Below are 18,943 nucleotides of genomic sequence, written 5' to 3' on the forward strand. Positions count from 1 at the left end.
AGAATATTTTACAGACTCCAACCTGTCTTATAGGAGGTGCCTCTTCGTGTTATTTGGTATATTCCATGACTTCAAAGGATTGGATCTTACTGAATGCTATATAATCTTTTCTAGCAGTAAATGGTCCCTTGTTAAAGTCCTTATCGAACATATAGGTTTCTTTTCCACGTCCGTCTGCACGATCATTATACCAGTCGATGAAGTTCTGCACTTCGGATGCAGTTAATTCAAACTCTTTCTCGAGTCCACTGATCATCTTGATAACAAGAAGTGCGTTATCACCAGATGGCTGAGGTTTTGGATCTGGATCTGGATCTGGATCTGGGTCTGGATCTGGATTTGGTATCTCAGCATTTCCTTCCATGAATTCAATTTCACTTATTACAGTATGAGTATTGCCATGCCCATTATTGGCAGTAATATTTAAACGATACGCTTTATAGGGCTTGGAGTTATTAAATGTAAATTCTCTTTTCTCACCAAGTTTCCATCCTGTTATATTCGTTTTTACGTCTAGGCTAATCCAGTTAGTACCATTCCATCCTTCCAACATCCAAGTGGTAGGAGCTTCTAAATGTCTATATGTCATGTCAGAGGCTAATTTTATCGTATACTTTCCTACTGCTGTTTCAGTTGGGAATTCATACCCCAAATAATAGGGGAAGTGACTAATATTAGCCGGATGCCAATAGGTTTTCTCATCATCGTCGAAGGCTTTATATGCATCAGTTTCTGTACTCCAAATGTTATTCGCACTTGCGATGCCTGTAGGTGATGTGTTACTCGTCATAGTTGGAACTAAATCAACTGAGTTTTGATCTTCGGCATGCCCAATGCTTTGACCAGAAAATATAACAGAAAACATGAATGCCAAACTAAAAATTTGCTTACGATACCTTTTTGCTAAAAACATCAATAACCTCCTTGAATTGTTAAAAATGGATAATCGGTCTATTTCCAATAAAAATATAGTATAGTTCTTTCGTTTGAGCAAAACATAAAAAGGGATAAATTACAAATTGAAGGAGGAATCTGGGATTTTATTTAGTTAGTTCAAGAAATACAAAACCCGTCCCTGATTTTAGGAGACGGGTTATTCTTATTCTGAGAATTGGTATTGTGAATTTTGTTAGATAGAGGATGTTCCTCCAGATTCGCTACTTTCCGTGTGAAAGGGACACCTCAAAGGCATCTAAAATCTCTAGAAAATGCGAGGCTTCTCTAAATACATGATCAGCGAGCAATGGGGGGATAATGCTTTTCACTTTGCATTCCTCAATCAGATCATGAGCTGTTTTTTTGAAGTCACGCAATTGACGGACTGATACGCGATTTTGATCCACGAACTGATTCAGTAGTGGTTTCGTTTGTGACTGGGGGCGCATGGAATCAAGATCCTGAGCTTGGAACAATAATTGATCAAAGTCATGACTAAATTCCCTAGCTTGTTCCACTAGCTTTCTTTCGGAAGGATCGAGCAAATGGTTAATAAATTTGGCATGGTCAGCCATGATTCGTAGAAAGAAGACATTCTCATTAATCACCGCATCAGGTAAGGGATCAAGGTTTCCCGTATTCAATTGTTCTAATCGATTTCGAAAATAGTTGGCTTCCCTGCTCACGTGATCGACTAACAGCGGAAAGTTGTTACCACCGATTTTACAACGGATAATGAGTCCGAGTACTTTGCGTTTGAAAGCCCAAATATACGAAACGGCATTGTGAACGACTCGATTAAAGTCATAGATTCGTTGAGGATCTACATCAGAAGAAAAGGCAAGTGCCTGACTTTCAATTTCTTCAAAAATACTGTAAAAGCGATTGGCTTCTTCAATCAATTTTGTGTCTTCGCAGTTAAAGCCTAATTTGAGAAACAGGGAATGTTCTTTCATGATGCGAGACCAAAAACGTATTTCCTCTAATGATCGATCAACAAATACATCTGTCATATGGACCTCCGATTAAGAATTTGGATGGATCATTGTATTTCTATGTGTTTACCCAGTTCCGTGAGTGGGCATGAGCACAGAATCAACATAAGAGAGAAGCCTATTTCTTTATACGATTGTCGCGGGGGGTTAAATTGGCTTGTCCCACAAAAAAACTCCCTGTAATGGGAGTCTTCGAAGTCATTAGCGACGCATCGAATGCATTTGCATTCTGTGGTGATGTGCCCGCATGCGATGGAAGTGTTCTCTTTCTCTAAAGGTATGATGACGCATGCGATCATGGCGATGTTCAAAAGCTAAAGAGCGATAACGATCTGCTTACCGTAAGTGATGACGCATTCTCTGTCTATGATGCTCAATCGGATCCATGACACGTTCCCCTTAACGATGGTACTTTATATGCTATGAGGACAGCTTCTTGCTTGCTTATGCATGAGTGGATACCGCAAAGAGTGAATGGAAAAGAGGCGTATAGCCTTTAGCTTTCGCCCAGAAGTGTGTAACGGATGGACCTTGACTCCCAAATGGACATAAATGGTAAAATGCTTGTAGGAGGAGCAGCAGTAAGGGGGGAGATTATGAAGAGACCTATCATAAAAATACCAAAGACAGGCAGCGAATGGTTGTGGGATGTAGTTGGTTTTTTATTTTTCGTGGGATCGATACTCTTTTTAGTCTTTGCATGGAATAAGCTTCCTGACGAGGTCCCTGCCCATTACAATGCTTTGGGGGAAGTAGATCGCTGGGGCTCAAAATGGGAACTGCTTCTTTTAGCTGGGATTGGTGTTTTTATCATTTTCCTCATGCAGGTACTCGAAAAGCATCCGGAGCTGCATAATTATCCGGCACGCTTCCAAGAATCGAATGCCAAGCAGTTTTATTTGCACAGTCGAAAAATCGTGAACCAAATAAAAAATAGCTGCTTAATTATTTTTTCCGTCATCTTATTGGAGTCGGTTTCTATAGCTTTAGGATGGGGAGGCGGTATTGGAAAGTGGTTTCTGCCTATCACGATCATTGGGATGATCGTTCTGCTTGTGATAGGGATCGTGAAACAAAAAAAGATTCAATGAGAAGCGCGAGAGGTCCTTCTAACAGGAAGGGCCTCTCCTTTGTTTTATGGGAATGAAAATCAAAAGGACATATGTCCTTCCCTATCTACCTTGCCATCCCTTTTAATTAGGAACAGATCAGTGTGAGGTGAGAGGATGAAAGGAATAATTTTTGCAATTTTGGGCGGCGTTTTCATTACCGTGCAAGGTGTAGCGAATTCAAGAATTAGTCAAGATATTGGTACTTGGCAAACCGCGACACTCACGCAGTTAACGGGCTTCCTCACAGCTTTTTTACTCCTGTTGTTTTTTCGGGATGGAAAATGGCAGGCATACAGGCGAGTGAGGCCGTTATATTTGACAGGTGGGGCATTCGCCGCATTTATCATTTTTAGCAATGTGACGGCCATCCAGCATATCGGGGTAACCATGACGATTTCAGCCCTCTTAATTGCGCAGCTAAGCCTGACTTTTCTCATTGACAGTAATGGGTGGTTTGGTGTTAAAAAACAAAAGATGAAGCTGCCGCATTTTATTGGGATCGGGATGATGATTCTAGGCGTGCTGATACTGAGAGCCTGATGGCGAAAGGGTGAAACCGAGGAATGAAGGAAATCGAAAATCGTGAGCTTTTGCAACAATATCTCCATGATCACCAGTTAGCGTCTGTCTTTCATGAGCCTTTTCTGCCACACCTGTCCTTGTATCAATTTGATCAAGGAGAACCGATTTGTGCCCAGGGTGAATCTGCCTATCATCTGTATGTATTAGTGAAGGGAAAAGTAAAAGTTTTTACGACATCTCCCGAAGGAAAAACACTGATCCTTTCCTTTAAAAAGCCGCTTGAAGTGATCGGAGATATTGAATATGTAAGGGGAATTTCTTATATGAATTCGGTGGAAGCGGCCTCGTCTGTTCAGATGATCGGGATTCATTATCGCTGGCTGAAAAAATACGGAACAGACTACGCTCCCCTCCTGCAATTTTTACTGCAAATCATTACGCAAAAATTTTGTGTAAAGTCCAACTCATTAAGCTTTAACCTTCTGTACCCCGTAGAAGTACGTTTCGCTCGTTATTTGTTATCCGTTTCTATAGAAGAGTGGAATCCTGAAAACAGAGAACAAATCAGTACGAGCAATCTCTTGGATGCAGCGAATATGATTGGAACGAGCTACAGACATTTGAATCGGGTCATCCAGCAGTTCTGCAAAGAGGGACTGATTGAGCGTGCCAATGGATTCCTCCTGATTAAGGATAGGGAAGGTTTAGCTGAAATGGCGAGCGAGATTCTGAACGAATAATGGGACAGGAGTGTCAAAATCATGGTAGTCGGGTTATTCTTCGCGTTACTGGCTGGCTTGCTGGTTAGCCTGCAAAATATTTTCAACAGGAAAGTAAGTGAACAGGCAGGAACATGGTCTACGACGACACTTGTTCTTGGGATGGGGTTTCTGTCGTCTTTGGCGATGGGGCTCATTTTGGAAGGAAATCAGTTGTTCTCGCTTCCATCTATGCAGCCGTGGTACTGGTTCAGCGGCATGGTCGGCGTTGGGGTGGTCTTTTGTCTGGTGCAAGGGATGAGACTGCTTGGCCCAACGTACGCCATCTCCATCGTTCTCACTGCTCAGCTCGGCTTTGCTTTATGGTCGGATTCAATCGGCTGGTTAGGGCTGGTTCAAGTGCCGATTACTTTTACGCAATGGTTTGGTGTTCTGGTCATTGTCGGGGGTGTGATCGTATTTAAATTAGGTGGCGAATGGCAACAGAAACGCTCAATCAGTAAGATGTAAATTTTTTGTTGACTTAATTTTATACGTCATGATAAAATAAAAATTTTTTAATTCGATAAGTGTGCTATAATGGATATAGATTGCTTTGAAGGAGGTGGACGTATGTTTCAAGTTGGAGACAAGGTTTTTTATCCGATGCACGGAGCAGGCGTAATCGAGGCGATGGAGGATAAAGAATTTCTGGGTGAAAAACACCTCTATTATGTGCTCAACATGCTGCTGAAAGAGTTAAACATCATGGTCCCGGTTGAAAAGATGTCCGCTCTTGGTATCCGAAAGGTGGTCGAAGCAGACATTCTGGAGAATGTTTTGGCCGCCATACGAGAGGGGCAGCGCGACACCACCTTGAATGCAGCGCAGCGCTACAAGCTTCATACAGAAAAAATGAAGAGTGGCGATATTTATGAGCAATCTGAGGTCATTCGCGATTTGGTTAGCATGAGTAAAGAAAAAGTATTGGGAACGAGCGACAAAATGATGCTGGATACTGCGCAGCAGCTTCTCGTTAGCGAGATTGAACTTGTAAAAGACGTAGATACGGAACAGGCAACAGAGATGCTAAAGCAAGCTGTATGCCCAGAAGAAATGTCTGAGATTGTGCCATAAATATTGTCTATACAAGGTAAGCAAGGGGAGTGATTGTTATTGCAATCGCCCCCTTTTTTGTTTGTCCGTTAGAGCAACGAGTCATGATCTAGGGAAAATTCTTGGCGACTGGCAAACTGGTAATATCCAGCACGTAAAAAGGCTTTGGCCATTGGCGTGTTTTTTACATCGGTATCTGCACGGATGTATGTTTTGCCTGCTTGTACCAGAACTTCTGTGGCCTGCTTCAGCAATCGATCAATATAGCCGTGTCCTCTTTGCTCGGGGAGAACACCGATGTATCCAATCGTAGCAAAGGTAGGGCTGACCGTAGGCATCAAAAAACCAATGAGCTCATTATTGGCTGTATAGGCAAGCTGCCACCATTCCGGTTCGTATTTCATTTGTTGCAAATCTTGGAACATTTCCTGTGCTTGGGCTAGAGGGCCTTTTTCCAAGCGCTCCTCTGTAATTTGTTGATCATGCGTGAATTGCGAGACACGCAGGATGGCATCCACAAATGCAGCCTCGCCAACCTCAGAAAGACTGCGGTACACGATTCTGTCATTCGTTTCTTGTGACGGTATTGCAGTTGCCTCAATCGGAGTATGCCATTCGAATCGGTTTGTTTCCCGGCTGATCCGAAAGCCGAGCCCTTCCAGAACATTTCTTCGCTCTTGGTGATCCGTTTGCCATTGAGGAGAGGAGGAAGGTGAATCCAGAACATAGCCGATTTTCTCCGTAAGATTTCCCGCCATGAGTGTGAAGACTTCGCGTAAGAAATGAGCTCCGAGTGAATGACATTCTGTTTCTTTCCATGGTAGCTCCCACAATACCAAATCAGACGCTTGCTTACTTCCAGGCAATGTCCAGAAGGCGAGACGACCAGTTATCTTACCATGTACCTCCAGAACGAAGCACCAGTCCTTGCGCATAGCTCCTTGTGTGAACATTTTATCGAGGTAAGCGGCAATATCATCTCGAACTGACGCAGGGTGGTCCGGGAATGCAATAAATGCAGGTAAATCCTCCGAGTGGATACGGCGAACGGTGATCATGCAAGTAATCTCTCCTTTGTAACCATCTAAAGTATTTTTGTTAGTTACAATTGGATTTTACCAAAATGTTCTGCGAATCGTCAATCGTCGTCTATGTAGAAAAATAGGGAGGGTAGGGAGCAAAATGCCCGCTCCCTCGTTTGCTCCAGTGTTATTCAATCAATACCCCCCGCGACCTACCTATGATGCGGATGGCGCGATTCCACAGCAACTGGAGCTTTTTTCTATGCAAAGGTCGCAAATATAGATCAGGGCTTTTCAGATACGAACGCATGGGGATGACACGAAAGCATATACGCCCTTGACTTACATATCGTTGCGAATACGTCGGGATGACCGAAATTTGCTCGAGTGAAATCTGATTCCTCTCATCCTTTTCGACAGTAAATCGCAGGATTGCCCCGCACTGGGATTGATCAAACGAGAGCATTTTCTCAGATGTGAAATTGCCCAAAGAGTAAGCGACGAGGGTTTGTTTCTTTGTTCCTTGAGCCGTCGTGATACTCGGGGTGACAACGGGTTGCAGAACATGTGGATGAGCCCCGAGGATGACATCAGCACCGTTGTCGAGCAGGCTTTGTACGAGCTGTCGCTGACGAGTCGTCGGTGTATAACGGAATTCAATCCCAAAGTGAAGAGAGATGATCACAAGATCGACGAGAGGACGGACTTTTCTTAAGTCGGATAATATCGTGTCAAGCTGCAGGAGTCGGACAATCCATGGTGTTTGAGCGGGGATTACCTGCTTGTTTGTCCCGTAGGTGTAAGCAAGCAGGGCGATGCGAATGCCGTTTACTTCCTTGATCAGGTAGGTATTCGCCTCCTCGGGGCTTCGATAGGTTCCGGTATGAGCAAGCTTGTATCGATCCAAAACATCAAGGGTTCGGCATAGTCCGGTTACCCCGCCATCCAAACAGTGGTTATTCACTGTAGTCAATACGTCAAATCCAGATGTTTTCAAGTCCCGAGCCAGTTCATCTGGACAGTTGAAGCGGGGGTAACCGGTTCGTGCCGAACCGATTTGATAGGGCTGTGTTTTCCCGGAAAAGGTGGTTTCTAAATTGCCAATCGTGAGATCCGCCGCTGAGAGAATCGGTGCCACGGGAAGAAACATATTCGTAAAAGAAAATTGATTGCCTCCTGGCAGGCTGGCAGTTGCCACCTGTTCTTTCCACATCAGGATGTCGCCTACAGCGGCAATGGTGGCCTTTTTTTTCATGCGCTTCACCTCCCCTCCTACTCTATTCCAGAAGTCGTCCGTCTGATTTGGATAGTAGCGGAACGTTTTCATAGATAATGGTCTATACAGGCTGTCTATGCCGTTCATACAATAGGAAAGCTGATCGAGAGAAGAACGAGGCAAAGGGGTGATGCCCGTGAAAAAGAAGAGAAGAGCTGTTGTACCTGTAAAGACACTGATTCTCGACAAGCCGGTTATCGCTGTGACGGGAAGTGCAGGGAAGACCACAACAAAGGAAATGATCTATTCCATCCTGAATCTACGCATGCCCACATATAAATCGATGTACAACAAGAACTTCCTGGGAAATACACGAGCGCATACCAAAAGAATTCGGGACGAGCACAAGGCCGTAGTGCTTGAGTATGGTATTTATCGAAGCGGCCATTTGCGGCAACATTGCAAAATCATACAGCCGTCGATGGGAGTTATCACGAATATTGGCACGGCTCATATCGGCAATTTTGGCGGGGATGTCAGGCTGCTGGCGTTAGCCAAAACGGAGTTAATTCGTCATTTGAAATCCACGGGAACCATTTTTCTCAATTGGGACTGTCCCTTTTCTCGCGAGTTTATTCAACAGCCTTACCTGGGGTCGTTCTTAGGAAAAATCGTGACATTTGGCAAGGGGCAGGAGGCGGACTATAAGGCGGGCCGAACGAAATTAGAGGACAATGGGTTTCGATTCGAATGTTCTTTACGCGGAGAGAAGGAGTCATTTTTTGTCCCTATTCCGGGAGAGCATAATTTGTCCAACGCTTTGGCTGCTATTGCTGTCGCGCATACGATGGGGATTCCCGTCGATGTTATTCGTCGCGGATTAAGTCAGTTTCGCGGACAGCGCAAACGACTAACTTGCTATCGCCTCGCGGATAACATTCAGGTGCTGGATGATACCTACAGCTCGAATCCGGATGCGGCCAAGGCAGCAATTGATGTGTTAAGCCAGGTAGGGCATACCACAAAGATTGCGGTGCTCGCCAGTATGCTGGAAATGGGCAAATATGACGTGAAAGGTCATGAGGATGTCGGAAAATATTTGAGTCAAAAAAATGTAGACTTCTTATATACACTGGGAAGAAGTGCTAGGTATATTGCCAGAGCAGCGATTCGCTCCGGATTTCCAGCAAATCGGGTCAGACATTGCTTGAGTAAGGCAGGCTTGCATCGGTGTCTAGCAAAACAGTTGAAGCCAAATACAGCATTCCTCGTAAAAGGATCGAATCGGTTGAAAATGGGAGAGACTGTACAATTTTTGTGCAGGGTAACAGCCAATCGAAACCTGCAGAATGGATGAAAGAGTGGGGACACCTGCGGGGTGGCGGACAAGGGATTTGCCTACAGGCAATTGCGGAAAAAATAGGTGAATGACGGCGGGCAAACGCACATACCATCTGTGCGTTTGCTGCATCTCCTATAGGGAGACTTGTAGGAGGTGACATGTCATGTCATATCAATTTCCACCTGGTTCCCCAGGCTATCCAGGTTCCTCCGGTGCGCCGGGAGGTTTCCCTCCGCCACCACCGGGTCCTCCGCCGGGCAGGACGCCAAGTGCACCGGGAGCAAGAGGCTACGGGGGGACACGCAGGATTGATGCAGGCGGTTTCTATCCCTGTTTATATCGCTACACATACGTTTGGCTGCGCAATGGTAGGTCTTTCTGGTTTTACCCCGTCTATGTCAGTCGTAACTCTGTAGCCGGATACCGCTGGAGAAGAAATCGGTGGGAGTATTACGGGACAGACTTGAATCGAATTTCCTATTTTACCTGCTGACTACCTTTATCAGCAAAAAGGCCATTCCCTGGGAGGATGGCCTTTTTATTTTGAAGTACTTATTTTATTGAGAGTGAAAAATCCTTGTGATCATGTATGTCTCCTTTTTCCACATGGACCTTCACGGTATAATCCCCGGCGGTAGGGAACTGTACGTTACCTACATACTGTCCTGCCGCAGTTTCCGTTGCATCGGCGAAGCTGTGCTTCACGTCATTTCCCTGCCAGAACTCGAATTTGACTGTCGCTTTGTCCAATGCTTTGTTGTCTTTCATGAGATGAACCGTGAGAGCAGCTGGTGTTACTACTTGAATATTGTCGGCTGGGGAGAAATGATAATCCACTGTTTCCGCATTCGCGTGACCTGCCGCCCCATGATCGTGTGACTGACCTGTGCCAGCTTGAGGAGCGGATGACGTTGCCCCAGGAGTATCGCCAGCCTTGCTGTTTACGGTAAACGGTGTCTTCTGCATGTTGTGGAAATCACGTGCCGTTACATGGTAGTAGACAAAATAGGAACCTGGCTCGCTAATGGTTTGTTGGGCCGTGTAGACACCGTCTCCTTGCAGCGCAGCCGGGATCGTTTCATGTTTTTCTTGTCCATCCTTCCACCATTCGAACTTCACTTCCTTGGCATCGTCCACGGGTTGTCCATCTTGTGTGACTTTAACCGAGAAGGTAACCGTGTCGCCGGCTACAAGTTCCTTTGGTTCCAATGTAAAGGCAGCCTCGACGGGAGATCCGGGTAGCAAGGCTTGTTGATCGTTCTCTTTTCCACAAGCGGCTAAAAGGAGCATGAGCATGGATAAGAGCAGAATCATTGTACGTTTCATGTTGGATTACCCTTCCTTCTTCAATTTCAACAGTTCCTGATAAATTTGTTCGGGATCGAAATCGTCTCCCATGCCGAATTTTTGAATGACGGTATTGTTATCATCCACAAGATACGTACTCGTTGTATGAGAGATAAATCCATCTTCCATCTTATTGGCCAAAAAGCCAAGTGAATTTGTAACCGTTTTGATCGTTTCGTCATCACCCCTAAGCAGGGTCCAGCCTTGCTCTTGAATCCCCAACTGCTTGGCGTAGTAACGCATGACATCAGGGGTATCGTTTTGCGGATCAATCGTGATGGTCAAAAACTCAACGTTTTGCCCCATCAAGTTTGCTTCAAGCAAGCGTTTTTGCAGCTGAACCATTTTTACCGTTGTCGTAGGACAAATATCCGGGCAACGAGTATAAATCAGCTCCACCAAACGAAACGTTTTCTTTTGCGGTGCTAACGAATAGGATTGTCCATCGATTGTTTGCAAAGTCACATCATCTGGTAATTTCGCCTGGGCGTTTTTGGGTCCGAACCAAACCCAAGAAGCGACAAGAACAATTAGGACAAGGATGGGTAATAGCAAGAGCAACCGTCTGATTCGGATAGCGGTAGCAGGGGCGATATTCACGTGTGTGTGTCGCCTCCTTTCTGATTCTTTTTGGCTATGGCGTCATGAGTCCGTCCTCTTCCTGATTCTTTTCTTTTCGATACCAGGTAGCGAAGATGTAAGCCAAGACGACCCCGTACGTTAGCTCCTGCATGAGCTTCATCACAATTCCGCCCAGCCGTTGATCTTCCAGAGGGGGCAGTGGAACGGCGAACATCGATTTGTCGATCGGCGTGGAAAAGAATGGAGCGCAGAGCATGGAAGGACCGTCTACATATGTCGTATACAATGGTGTTGCTGAAAAAATAATCAGTGCGCACGCAGGTGTAATCAAAACACCGTTAGCAAAGATGTAGGCAAGCTTTTGTAGTTCCGACAGACGATGAATTTCCGGTATCGGTGCGATAACAGGCATCCACATCAAAATCGCTGTTACCAGCAGCAGTAAATGAATCAAATTATGGAGGGCCAGGTTGTTCATCGCCAAGTCTAAAATAACTGGCATATGGTAAAACGAGAACAGGGCATTGAACATGAGAATAGCGGGTATCGGGTGACTCGCTATACGCATGAAAGTCTTGAGCCCCCGGCGATAGAACAGGGAGCGGATCAGCCATGACGGAGTCCCTGCCAAGAGCAGCAAGGGCATCGCGAGATAGAGCAGCGACTGCTGCAGCATGTGGGCGCTAAACAAAAAATGCCCAGCTACGTTCAAGGGACTCCCCATACTAAAGTAAAAACCGATTAAGCCGAGAGTGAAAAAAGTCTTTTGCTTGCGAGTAACAGGTGTGGAATCTTGAAAAGTTTGGCGTAATGGTCCGATCAGCGCGAAATAAGCCAGACCGATCAAGAAGGTCAGAAGAATCAGCTCTGGATTCCATGTCGCTCGAAAGCCAAAGGTTTCAGTGAAATAAGTGAGGGTCATGCGATTACCTCCGTTTTCAAGGATTATCCCCAGTACTCATTATAGGCAAATAACTGGAAAAGCCTAATGACTCGTTCGGGCTATTTCTTCCAAGGGAACGGAAATCTTCACATATTTGTCACGTATGTCCAAATGAAAAGAGCCTCCCGCAAAGAATCGAGGGAGGCTACCACACGTTATGATTTTTTCTGTTCTTCCAACCAAGTTTTCCATTCGCTTGCATCGCGTCCGCCGACGAGTCGAGCCACTTCCTTGCCGCCCTTGTAATGAACAAGGGTCGGGGTAAACTCGATCTGGTAATTGTTGTAGCTGCCATTGAATTCAAGCAGGTTGTGCTTTTTCATGTCGATATCCAAGCTTTTGACAATCGGCACCAAGACAGGCGTGGTCGCTTTGCAATGCTCGCAGAGTGGACTGAAGTAGTATACAAACATGTCCTCCTGATTATCGAGCTTGGTTTTGAGCTCATCAGGCATGATGAGATTATCGTACAGCGGGTCACTCAATTGTTCGAGAGTGGCGGGGTGCAAATTGGCTTTACCATAAGGGTTTCCTTCCGCAAGCTGTCGGTTCGAAATATCAGCGTACACGATCGCACCGATCAGGATAGCAGCAACAAGGATGGATAGAAAGATGATTTTCTTCATGAATCATTTCTCCTTTGCATTTTTCATAACGATGACAAGCAGGATACTGATCAAGGTGAAGGCAATGAGAGCAAGGAACGGAATGGTGATAAACCCAAGCCAGTTAATATAGTCCGTGTTGCATGGCACAATGCCGCAAGCACTACCCAGATCTTGCAGGGCAGGTATTTTTTGAATCGAGTAATGATACAGAGATGTGAGTCCTCCTATGATGGAGAGAATCAAGGCGTACGACGCGATCTTGTCATCTTTTTTCGCGGAGGCGACCCCGAGTAAGATGACGAGCGGGTACATCAAGATTCGCTGGTACCAGCACAGGTCACACGGTATGTACTTTAACACCTCTGAAAAAAACAAACTGCCTCCTGTGGCGATTAAGGAGACTCCCCATGCGGCAAACATGGCTTGTTCCACGATTTGCTGACGTTTCATATAAACACCTCGTTCATATCTTAACATATTACAAATCGAAAGTTGATTATAAAAAGTAATAATTTATTGAATGAATGGGCTTGTCTCCTGCATCATACTGGATGCACTACCCGATGCGCTTGCAGCAGGTAGGAGCACCCGTGCGTAAGCTCCCAGTTTTTCCGAGCATGATCAGTAGACCCGAACTTGTGGGGAGGATTGCCTATCCCGAATCGGTACGAAAATGGATTGGAGAGAAGGCCATTCGACAAGCATGACGCCTCGCCAATATCCTGCACCACCATCAATGCCGACTATATTGTCTCTGCGCCAAGGACCGTTGCCTGTGTATTGAGGTAATCCTGGAACAGGTGTATGGCCAAAGATGACAGGGAGCTCTCCATCATAATAAAGGTAAAAAGGCTCGCGAATCCATAGTAAATCATGCGGATTTTGTTCCTGCAAGGGGATGCCGGGTCGAATTCCTGCGTGGACCAAAAGTACGGCTGGAGCGCCTGTTCTCGGATCGGCTGGCAGCTCTATATACAAAGGAAGAGAGGACAAGGCCGGTAAAATTGTTGGATAGCGAGAAAGGATGAATTGCCGCGCTTCTTCTTGTTCCTGCAAAGAAGGCATCCGGTTAAGAAAAGCTCGCCGCAGCGGGTGATTCCCTAAGAAAGAGCGTATGGTGGCATCGCCGCCATTGTAGCGCAGGTATAACTCCGGATTGCCGTTGCCAGACAGCCAATCCTCAAGCATTTGCTCGTGGTTGCCTTTTAAGAGATAGATTTGGTTCGGGTACGCCTGCCGAAGAGCGAGTAGATCGAGCAAAACTTCCTTTGATTCAGGACCCCGATCGATCATGTCCCCCAATACGTACAGCCGATTACCAGCCTGAGGGGAGAAGGAAACGTCCCGCAGCGCCTTTTGAAAAGCCTGATTCTGACCATGTATGTCCGAGACCAAATAAGTAGCCAAACAAGATCATCCTCCTCGATTACCCGTTATGCCTTTTAGTAGGATATGTTTGTGCAAAGTGGAGGGTGAAAGGGGTGTCTCTTGCTCGTTTGTATAGATGGGTGCACATATTTTGTGAACGGGAATAGAGATACAAAAATGAGTCAAATACCCATACGGTGGGAGGATCAAACGACAGATGGCTACTTCCTATCGCGACTACACATCGCCAAATACTCAGTTCACGTACGATATGAGAAATAATCTGTTTTTCAAAAAGGACGATCGGAACTTCATCGATTCCCTAGGGATCGCACAATTAAATACATTAGGAAACAGTTCGTTGCTAGATATTTTTCTGACAACCGGAAATGTTGTCGAGCCACACATCCATCAAAATGCATCGGAGCTGGTATACTGCATCGCGGGTGAGGCCATTGTGTCCTTAATCAATCCTTTTACCAATCAATTGCTCAATTACAATATTAAACCGAGACAAGTTGCCAATATCCCGCAGGGCTGGTGGCACTATGAAATGGCCTTGACTGACGATACGCACTTACTGGCTATTTTTGATGCGCCTACTCCTGAGGTGATCTTTGGCTCGGATATTTTGCGTTTGACTCCAGCGAGTGTGTGGGCACATACGTATTGTTTAGACGAAGCAAAGGTAAAAGAAACATTTGCGCCTCTCACCAAAACAGTCGTGATTGGACCGCCAGTAGGATGTCAGCAGCAAGGGCAGTTACCAGATAGAGCTGCCTCAAGTCAGTATCCGTACTATGGTTACTCGAGCCAACTGCCAGACAGTTACGGTTATTACGATGCCAACTATGTGCAGCAGGGTGGATATGGACAGCACACAGTGACTGGTTATCCGCAATATGGCACGAGCCCCTACCATACCGGATATATGCCACAGCCCGTTTATCCATCTTATTGAATGATAAGACAGATGGCGTTCTGATGATGAGCAGGTCTCCCAAATCCGGCATTCTTCTATTACAATCAGGAGTAGAACATTTTCAAAGAAGAAGGGGAGACCATGATGGATCATCTGGCACACTGGTTGCGGACATCTTCCTATACAGTTGTATTTACCGGAGCAGGCATGTCGACAGAGAGTGGCTTGCCTGATTTTCGTTCACAGTCTGGGCTATGGCGCGGCAAAGATCCGATGCAGCTCGCGAGTACACGTGCGATGATGGAGAATCGGGAAGCGTTTGTGGAATTTTATCAAATGCGCATTCAAGGACTGATCTCTTGCAAGCCACATGCCGGACACGAGTGCTTGGCGGATTGGGAACGGCGTGGCTTGATTCATGGGATCATTACACAAAATGTAGATGGCTTTCATCAAGAGGCAGGAAACTTGGCTGTAGCCGAACTGCACGGCTCTCTTGCGAAAATCCGTTGTCTCGCCTGCGGGACCGAGTATGCCAACACACGTTATCTGGAGGAACAAGGAACGATCTGCGCATGTGGAGGATTTTTGCGTCCAGGGGTAGTCCTGTTTGGAGAATCTTTGCCGCAATCGCAAGTCGATCAAGCCATCTCGTGGACGGAAGAAGCCGATTTATTTATCGTATTAGGCTCTTCACTTACCGTGAGTCCAGCCAATTGGTTCCCGCAGCATGCAAAAGAAAGAGGAGCCAAACTGGTCATTGTCAATCAGGAACCAACCCCATTGGATGCGTGGGCAGATTTGGTCATCCAAAATGAACAGATTGGCGACGTGCTGCAAAGAGTAGGACAGTCCGTAGGAGAATAAAAGCTGGCGTGCTCGATGAAAAGAGTACGCCTCTTCTGTTTTGGGTCGGTGACGTGAATCGACGAGTGCTCTTCCTGCTTTTATTTTTGTACATGGACATGATTATGTGTATTCAAAATTTTACCATTAATGAGATAAAGTTCCAATATTTGTGCGATCTATGTGAATCACCCTAGAGCTTGCGCGAAAAACATGATACCATCGAGTGTAAGATTCATATGGCTTCTGGATAAGCAAATAGAAAAGTACAGGTGACGTTCATGCAAATATTATCAGTAGAAAATCTCTCCAAAGACTATGGAGAAAAAGTATTGTTTGATGACATTTCCTTTCATATTGCCGAGCAAGAGCGCATTGGTCTGATTGGTGTAAATGGTACGGGAAAATCCTCTTTGTTGAAAATCGTGGCGGGCTTGGATGCAGCGGATAGCGGGAAAATTGTTCACGCGAATCATTTCCATGTGGAGTATTTGCCGCAAAATCCCGATTTTGACGAAAACTCCTCCGTGCTTGAACAAGTATTTTACGGCGATTCTTTGCTCATTCAGCTTTTGCGTGATTATGAAACAGCGCTAGAGGCTGTTTCCGAATCGCCTGACGACGAGAAAAAGCAGGCGCGATTGTTTGCTGTTCAAAACAGGATGGATGCGGCTGATGCGTGGGAGAGCAATACGCAAGCCAAAATGATCTTGACCAAGCTTGGACTGCACAATTTCTCGCAAAAGGTAGGCGAGCTCTCTGGTGGACAAAAAAAGCGGGTAGCAATGGCACGTGCTTTGATCCAACCAGCAGACCTGCTCATTTTGGATGAGCCTACGAACCATATTGATAATGAGACAGTCGAGTGGCTGGAAGAGTATTTGTCTCGTTACAAGGGTGCTTTGTTGCTCGTTACCCATGATCGTTACTTCCTAGATCGTGTGACGAACCGCACGTTTGAGCTGGATCGCGGCAAGCTGTACAGCTATGAAGGCAACTACGCGATGTTCCTGGAGAAAAAGGCAGAGCGTGAAGAAAATGAAGCGGCCGTAGAGAGCAAGCGGCAAAATCTGCTTCGTCGAGAGTTGGCATGGCTTCGTCGTGGAGCAAAAGCGCGTACGACCAAACAAAAGGCTCGTGTGCAACGTGCTGAGGAGTTACGAGATAAAGTCGTAGATGGACCTGCTGCCAAGATGGAAATGGCACTCGGCGCCAGTCGGCTCGGCAAAAAGGTGATCGAGCTTACAAACATCAATAAAGCGTACGGTGAGCGAAAACTCATCAACGATTTCAACTATATCGTCCTGCCGGGTGACCGTGTAGGAATTATCGGGCCAAACGGAAGCGGGAAAACGACACTCTTGAACATGCTGGCTGGAAGAATTCAACCGGATAGCGGTTCATTGGAAATCGGGACGACCGTTAAAATCGCCTACTACACTCAGGATAATATCGAGATGGATGAAAAGCTGCGCGTCATTGAATATGTAAAGGAAGCAGCAGAGGTAATTCAAACGAGCGATGGAGAGTCGATCACGGCTTCGCAAATGCTGGAGCGGTTCCTGTTTTCGCCGCATATGCAATGGACGCCGATTTCCCGCCTGTCTGGGGGAGAGCGCAGACGTCTCTATCTGCTCCGTACGCTGATGGGAGAGCCGAATGTCCTGTTTTTAGATGAGCCTACGAATGATTTGGATATTCAAACGCTCAGTATTTTGGAGGACTATCTCGAGCAGTTCCCAGGCGCAGTCATCACGGTATCGCATGACCGCTATTTCCTCGATCGCACCGTTGACCATTTGTTTGCTTTTGAAGGGCAAGGAAACATTCGTCATTACTACGGCAATTACTCCGAGTATCTGGAAGAAAGACGTCAGGAAAAAGCAGCACAGGTGCAAGAAGCGGATCAACAGGCACAAAAGGCGCAAAGCAACAGCGGGGCCAATCGCGGAAACAACCGCACGCGCAAGCTGTCCTACAAGGATCAGAAGGAATGGGATGCGATTGAAGGCAAGATCGCGGCTTTGGAAGAGCGCAGCGTCAAACTAAAGCAAGAGATTGCTGCGTCTGGCAGCGATTACGGCAAAATAGAGAAGCTCTATGCAGAAGAACAGCAAGTGACGGCAGAGCTGGAAGCAACCATTGAGCGTTGGGCGGAATTAACTGCATTGGTAGAGGAATTGGAGCAAGGGAAATAATTAGTTGCGTACCAATCTCTGTTTGTATAGCCAGTAATTGAGGGTTGGGAAAGCGACGCCTCCACCTGTAGACTAGAAGAGATTACTAGAGTAGAGGAGTCGCTGTCGTTGCCTGCCTATAAGTTAGACCCGGAATGGGTGATGTCTTACCTAGAGCTGCAAGAACAGGAGCTCTCTTCCGAAGTGCATCCAGAGGATAAAGAAGTGATCATGAACAAGATCAGGGAAATGACGTTATCGATCATGTACAAGCAAGCGAGAAGATTTCTTGTATACTTGCAATCGGATGAAACGGAAGCAGAAAGAACGAAAAAGACTCATCTTATGTAAAGAAGACCCGCCTTGGTTTGAGAGAGGCGGGTCTTTCTTATTGCTGTCTAATTCGAACGGGCGTACCAATGGGCACGATTTTTGCGAGAGCGTTCACGTCCTCATTGTACATACGAATACAGCCGCGAGATACGTACTTGCCGATAGAGGAAGGATCGTTCGTGCCGTGAATGCCATAGTGTGGCTTGCTTAGTCCCATCCAGAATGTGCCGAATACACTCAAAGGCCCTCCCGGATAGGAATTCGGATAGGGGACTTTGTTGATGATGGTAAAATCCCCTCGTGGCGTCGATGTGGCAATTTTGCCCAAGGCAACAGGATAAGAGCGGATGAGTCGGTTCCCATCGAACAGATCGAGACGTAGCTTCGCAATCGAGATGCGGATGTTGTAGGACGGCAGCTTCTTCACCTCCCCTACAAACGATACGAAATGCCGCTGCTACTATCTTATGAAAACCACCGAAACCGGTACCATTCTCCTCGTGATTAATGTAGTTTGAAATCTAACGAAAACGTATCCGGATAGCGCAGGCCGTCACGATAGAACAAGGTTCTCACCCAGACGTACATCCGTAAAGGAATGGAAGGAAAGACAATGGCCAGCTTACCTTCCTCCAAGACAGGCAAATCGAGCGGGGATTGAATTTCATATGGGACTCCTTCTTGATCAAGCAACGTTTTGTAATGTTGGGCCTCACTCCAGCTAACAGGATAATAAAATGATTTCTCCATTCATTTCCAACACCTTTCCAGGTTTCACTGCTTCCCATTGTATGAAAAACATTTGAGATAAAAAAAGAACCAAACGCCACAAGCATTGAAAAATAGGCAGTCCAGTTG

At 46.1% G+C, this 18,943-nt stretch carries 23 protein-coding genes; 11 read left to right on the forward strand and 12 right to left on the reverse strand.

Going from position 1 to position 18,943, the window contains the following annotated elements:
- Positions 1–49 precede the first annotated feature (49 nt).
- Together C7R93_RS23925 and C7R93_RS23930 are read right to left on the reverse strand one after the other, a co-directional pair.
- Positions 50–913, reverse strand: coding sequence for a discoidin domain-containing protein (locus tag C7R93_RS23925; RefSeq protein ID WP_106841166.1), 864 nt, complete (start codon positions 911–913; stop codon positions 50–52).
- A 244-nt stretch (positions 914–1,157) separates the two neighbouring features.
- Positions 1,158–1,949, reverse strand: a complete 792-nt coding sequence (locus tag C7R93_RS23930; RefSeq protein WP_106841167.1) for a DUF2935 domain-containing protein — start codon at positions 1,947–1,949, stop codon at positions 1,158–1,160.
- Positions 1,950–2,527: 578 nt separating this feature from the next.
- Between C7R93_RS23930 and C7R93_RS23935 the strand changes: the two genes are divergently transcribed.
- The 5 genes from C7R93_RS23935 to C7R93_RS23955 all read left to right on the forward strand — a co-directional run bounded on the left by C7R93_RS23935 (position 2,528) and on the right by C7R93_RS23955 (position 5,400).
- A complete protein-coding gene (locus C7R93_RS23935) occupies positions 2,528–3,022 on the forward strand; it encodes a DUF1648 domain-containing protein (RefSeq protein WP_106841168.1) in 495 nt (164 codons plus the stop codon).
- A gap of 135 nt (positions 3,023–3,157) precedes the next feature.
- The gene (locus tag C7R93_RS23940; RefSeq protein WP_106841169.1) at positions 3,158–3,583 is read left to right on the forward strand and encodes a DMT family transporter; all 426 of its coding nucleotides are present in this window, start codon (positions 3,158–3,160) and stop codon (positions 3,581–3,583) included.
- A gap of 23 nt (positions 3,584–3,606) precedes the next feature.
- Positions 3,607–4,305, forward strand: coding sequence for a Crp/Fnr family transcriptional regulator (locus tag C7R93_RS23945; protein ID WP_106841170.1), 699 nt, complete (start codon positions 3,607–3,609; stop codon positions 4,303–4,305).
- Between the two features lie 21 nt (positions 4,306–4,326).
- A complete protein-coding gene (locus C7R93_RS23950; protein WP_106841171.1) occupies positions 4,327–4,794 on the forward strand; it encodes a DMT family transporter in 468 nt (155 codons plus the stop codon).
- Positions 4,795–4,896: 102 nt separating this feature from the next.
- The gene (locus C7R93_RS23955) at positions 4,897–5,400 is read left to right on the forward strand and encodes a CarD family transcriptional regulator (RefSeq protein WP_106841172.1); all 504 of its coding nucleotides are present in this window, start codon (positions 4,897–4,899) and stop codon (positions 5,398–5,400) included.
- Between the two features lie 68 nt (positions 5,401–5,468).
- On the opposite strand, the gene C7R93_RS23960 is transcribed toward C7R93_RS23955, so the two are convergent.
- Together C7R93_RS23960 and C7R93_RS23965 are read right to left on the reverse strand one after the other, a co-directional pair.
- Complete coding sequence (locus tag C7R93_RS23960; protein WP_106841173.1) at positions 5,469–6,437, reverse strand: GNAT family N-acetyltransferase; 969 nt, start codon at positions 6,435–6,437, stop codon at positions 5,469–5,471.
- A gap of 151 nt (positions 6,438–6,588) precedes the next feature.
- Positions 6,589–7,656 (reverse strand): CapA family protein, encoded by a 1,068-nt coding sequence (locus C7R93_RS23965; RefSeq protein WP_244191646.1) that lies wholly within the window; start codon positions 7,654–7,656, stop codon positions 6,589–6,591.
- A gap of 151 nt (positions 7,657–7,807) precedes the next feature.
- Between C7R93_RS23965 and C7R93_RS23970 the strand changes: the two genes are divergently transcribed.
- Together C7R93_RS23970 and C7R93_RS23975 are read left to right on the forward strand one after the other, a co-directional pair.
- Positions 7,808–8,974, forward strand: a complete 1,167-nt coding sequence (locus C7R93_RS23970) for a UDP-N-acetylmuramoyl-tripeptide--D-alanyl-D-alanine ligase (protein WP_106841174.1) — start codon at positions 7,808–7,810, stop codon at positions 8,972–8,974.
- Between the two features lie 148 nt (positions 8,975–9,122).
- The gene (locus C7R93_RS23975) at positions 9,123–9,452 is read left to right on the forward strand and encodes a transporter (protein WP_106841175.1); all 330 of its coding nucleotides are present in this window, start codon (positions 9,123–9,125) and stop codon (positions 9,450–9,452) included.
- 59 nt (positions 9,453–9,511) lie between these two features.
- Here C7R93_RS23975 and C7R93_RS23980 read toward each other — a convergent pair whose 3' ends face one another.
- From C7R93_RS23980 to C7R93_RS24005, 6 genes are all read right to left on the reverse strand, one after another.
- Positions 9,512–10,285 carry a FixH family protein gene (locus C7R93_RS23980; protein ID WP_106841176.1) on the reverse strand — a complete coding sequence of 258 codons (774 nt, stop codon included), beginning with the start codon at positions 10,283–10,285 and terminating at the stop codon, positions 9,512–9,514.
- 6 nt (positions 10,286–10,291) lie between these two features.
- The gene (locus tag C7R93_RS23985) at positions 10,292–10,906 is read right to left on the reverse strand and encodes an SCO family protein (RefSeq protein ID WP_106841177.1); all 615 of its coding nucleotides are present in this window, start codon (positions 10,904–10,906) and stop codon (positions 10,292–10,294) included.
- A gap of 34 nt (positions 10,907–10,940) precedes the next feature.
- Complete coding sequence (gene ctaG / locus C7R93_RS23990) at positions 10,941–11,810, reverse strand: cytochrome c oxidase assembly factor CtaG (protein ID WP_106841178.1); 870 nt, start codon at positions 11,808–11,810, stop codon at positions 10,941–10,943.
- A 176-nt stretch (positions 11,811–11,986) separates the two neighbouring features.
- Positions 11,987–12,457 carry a thioredoxin family protein gene (locus C7R93_RS23995; protein ID WP_106841179.1) on the reverse strand — a complete coding sequence of 157 codons (471 nt, stop codon included), beginning with the start codon at positions 12,455–12,457 and terminating at the stop codon, positions 11,987–11,989.
- A 3-nt stretch (positions 12,458–12,460) separates the two neighbouring features.
- Positions 12,461–12,889: a disulfide oxidoreductase gene (locus C7R93_RS24000; RefSeq protein WP_047072664.1), complete on the reverse strand. Its 429-nt coding sequence runs from the start codon at positions 12,887–12,889 to the stop codon at positions 12,461–12,463.
- Positions 12,890–13,060: 171 nt separating this feature from the next.
- Positions 13,061–13,846 carry a metallophosphoesterase family protein gene (locus tag C7R93_RS24005; RefSeq protein WP_106841180.1) on the reverse strand — a complete coding sequence of 262 codons (786 nt, stop codon included), beginning with the start codon at positions 13,844–13,846 and terminating at the stop codon, positions 13,061–13,063.
- Between the two features lie 178 nt (positions 13,847–14,024).
- Here C7R93_RS24005 and C7R93_RS24010 point away from each other — a divergent pair, with 178 nt between their 5' ends.
- The 4 genes from C7R93_RS24010 to C7R93_RS24025 all read left to right on the forward strand — a co-directional run bounded on the left by C7R93_RS24010 (position 14,025) and on the right by C7R93_RS24025 (position 18,103).
- Positions 14,025–14,768 carry a cupin domain-containing protein gene (locus C7R93_RS24010; RefSeq protein ID WP_106841181.1) on the forward strand — a complete coding sequence of 248 codons (744 nt, stop codon included), beginning with the start codon at positions 14,025–14,027 and terminating at the stop codon, positions 14,766–14,768.
- A 105-nt stretch (positions 14,769–14,873) separates the two neighbouring features.
- Positions 14,874–15,596 (forward strand): NAD-dependent deacylase, encoded by a 723-nt coding sequence (locus C7R93_RS24015; RefSeq protein ID WP_106841182.1) that lies wholly within the window; start codon positions 14,874–14,876, stop codon positions 15,594–15,596.
- 260 nt (positions 15,597–15,856) lie between these two features.
- The gene (locus C7R93_RS24020; protein WP_106841183.1) at positions 15,857–17,773 is read left to right on the forward strand and encodes an ABC transporter ATP-binding protein; all 1,917 of its coding nucleotides are present in this window, start codon (positions 15,857–15,859) and stop codon (positions 17,771–17,773) included.
- A gap of 108 nt (positions 17,774–17,881) precedes the next feature.
- A complete protein-coding gene (locus C7R93_RS24025) occupies positions 17,882–18,103 on the forward strand; it encodes a hypothetical protein (protein WP_106841184.1) in 222 nt (73 codons plus the stop codon).
- Positions 18,104–18,140: 37 nt separating this feature from the next.
- Here C7R93_RS24025 and C7R93_RS24030 read toward each other — a convergent pair whose 3' ends face one another.
- Together C7R93_RS24030 and C7R93_RS24035 are read right to left on the reverse strand one after the other, a co-directional pair.
- Positions 18,141–18,512 (reverse strand): L,D-transpeptidase, encoded by a 372-nt coding sequence (locus C7R93_RS24030; RefSeq protein WP_106841185.1) that lies wholly within the window; start codon positions 18,510–18,512, stop codon positions 18,141–18,143.
- Positions 18,513–18,589: 77 nt separating this feature from the next.
- A complete protein-coding gene (locus tag C7R93_RS24035) occupies positions 18,590–18,835 on the reverse strand; it encodes a hypothetical protein (protein WP_007727802.1) in 246 nt (81 codons plus the stop codon).
- Positions 18,836–18,943: the final 108 nt, after the last annotated feature.

The organism is Brevibacillus fortis, assembly GCF_003013395.1.
Classification (GTDB): domain Bacteria; phylum Bacillota; class Bacilli; order Brevibacillales; family Brevibacillaceae; genus Brevibacillus; species Brevibacillus fortis.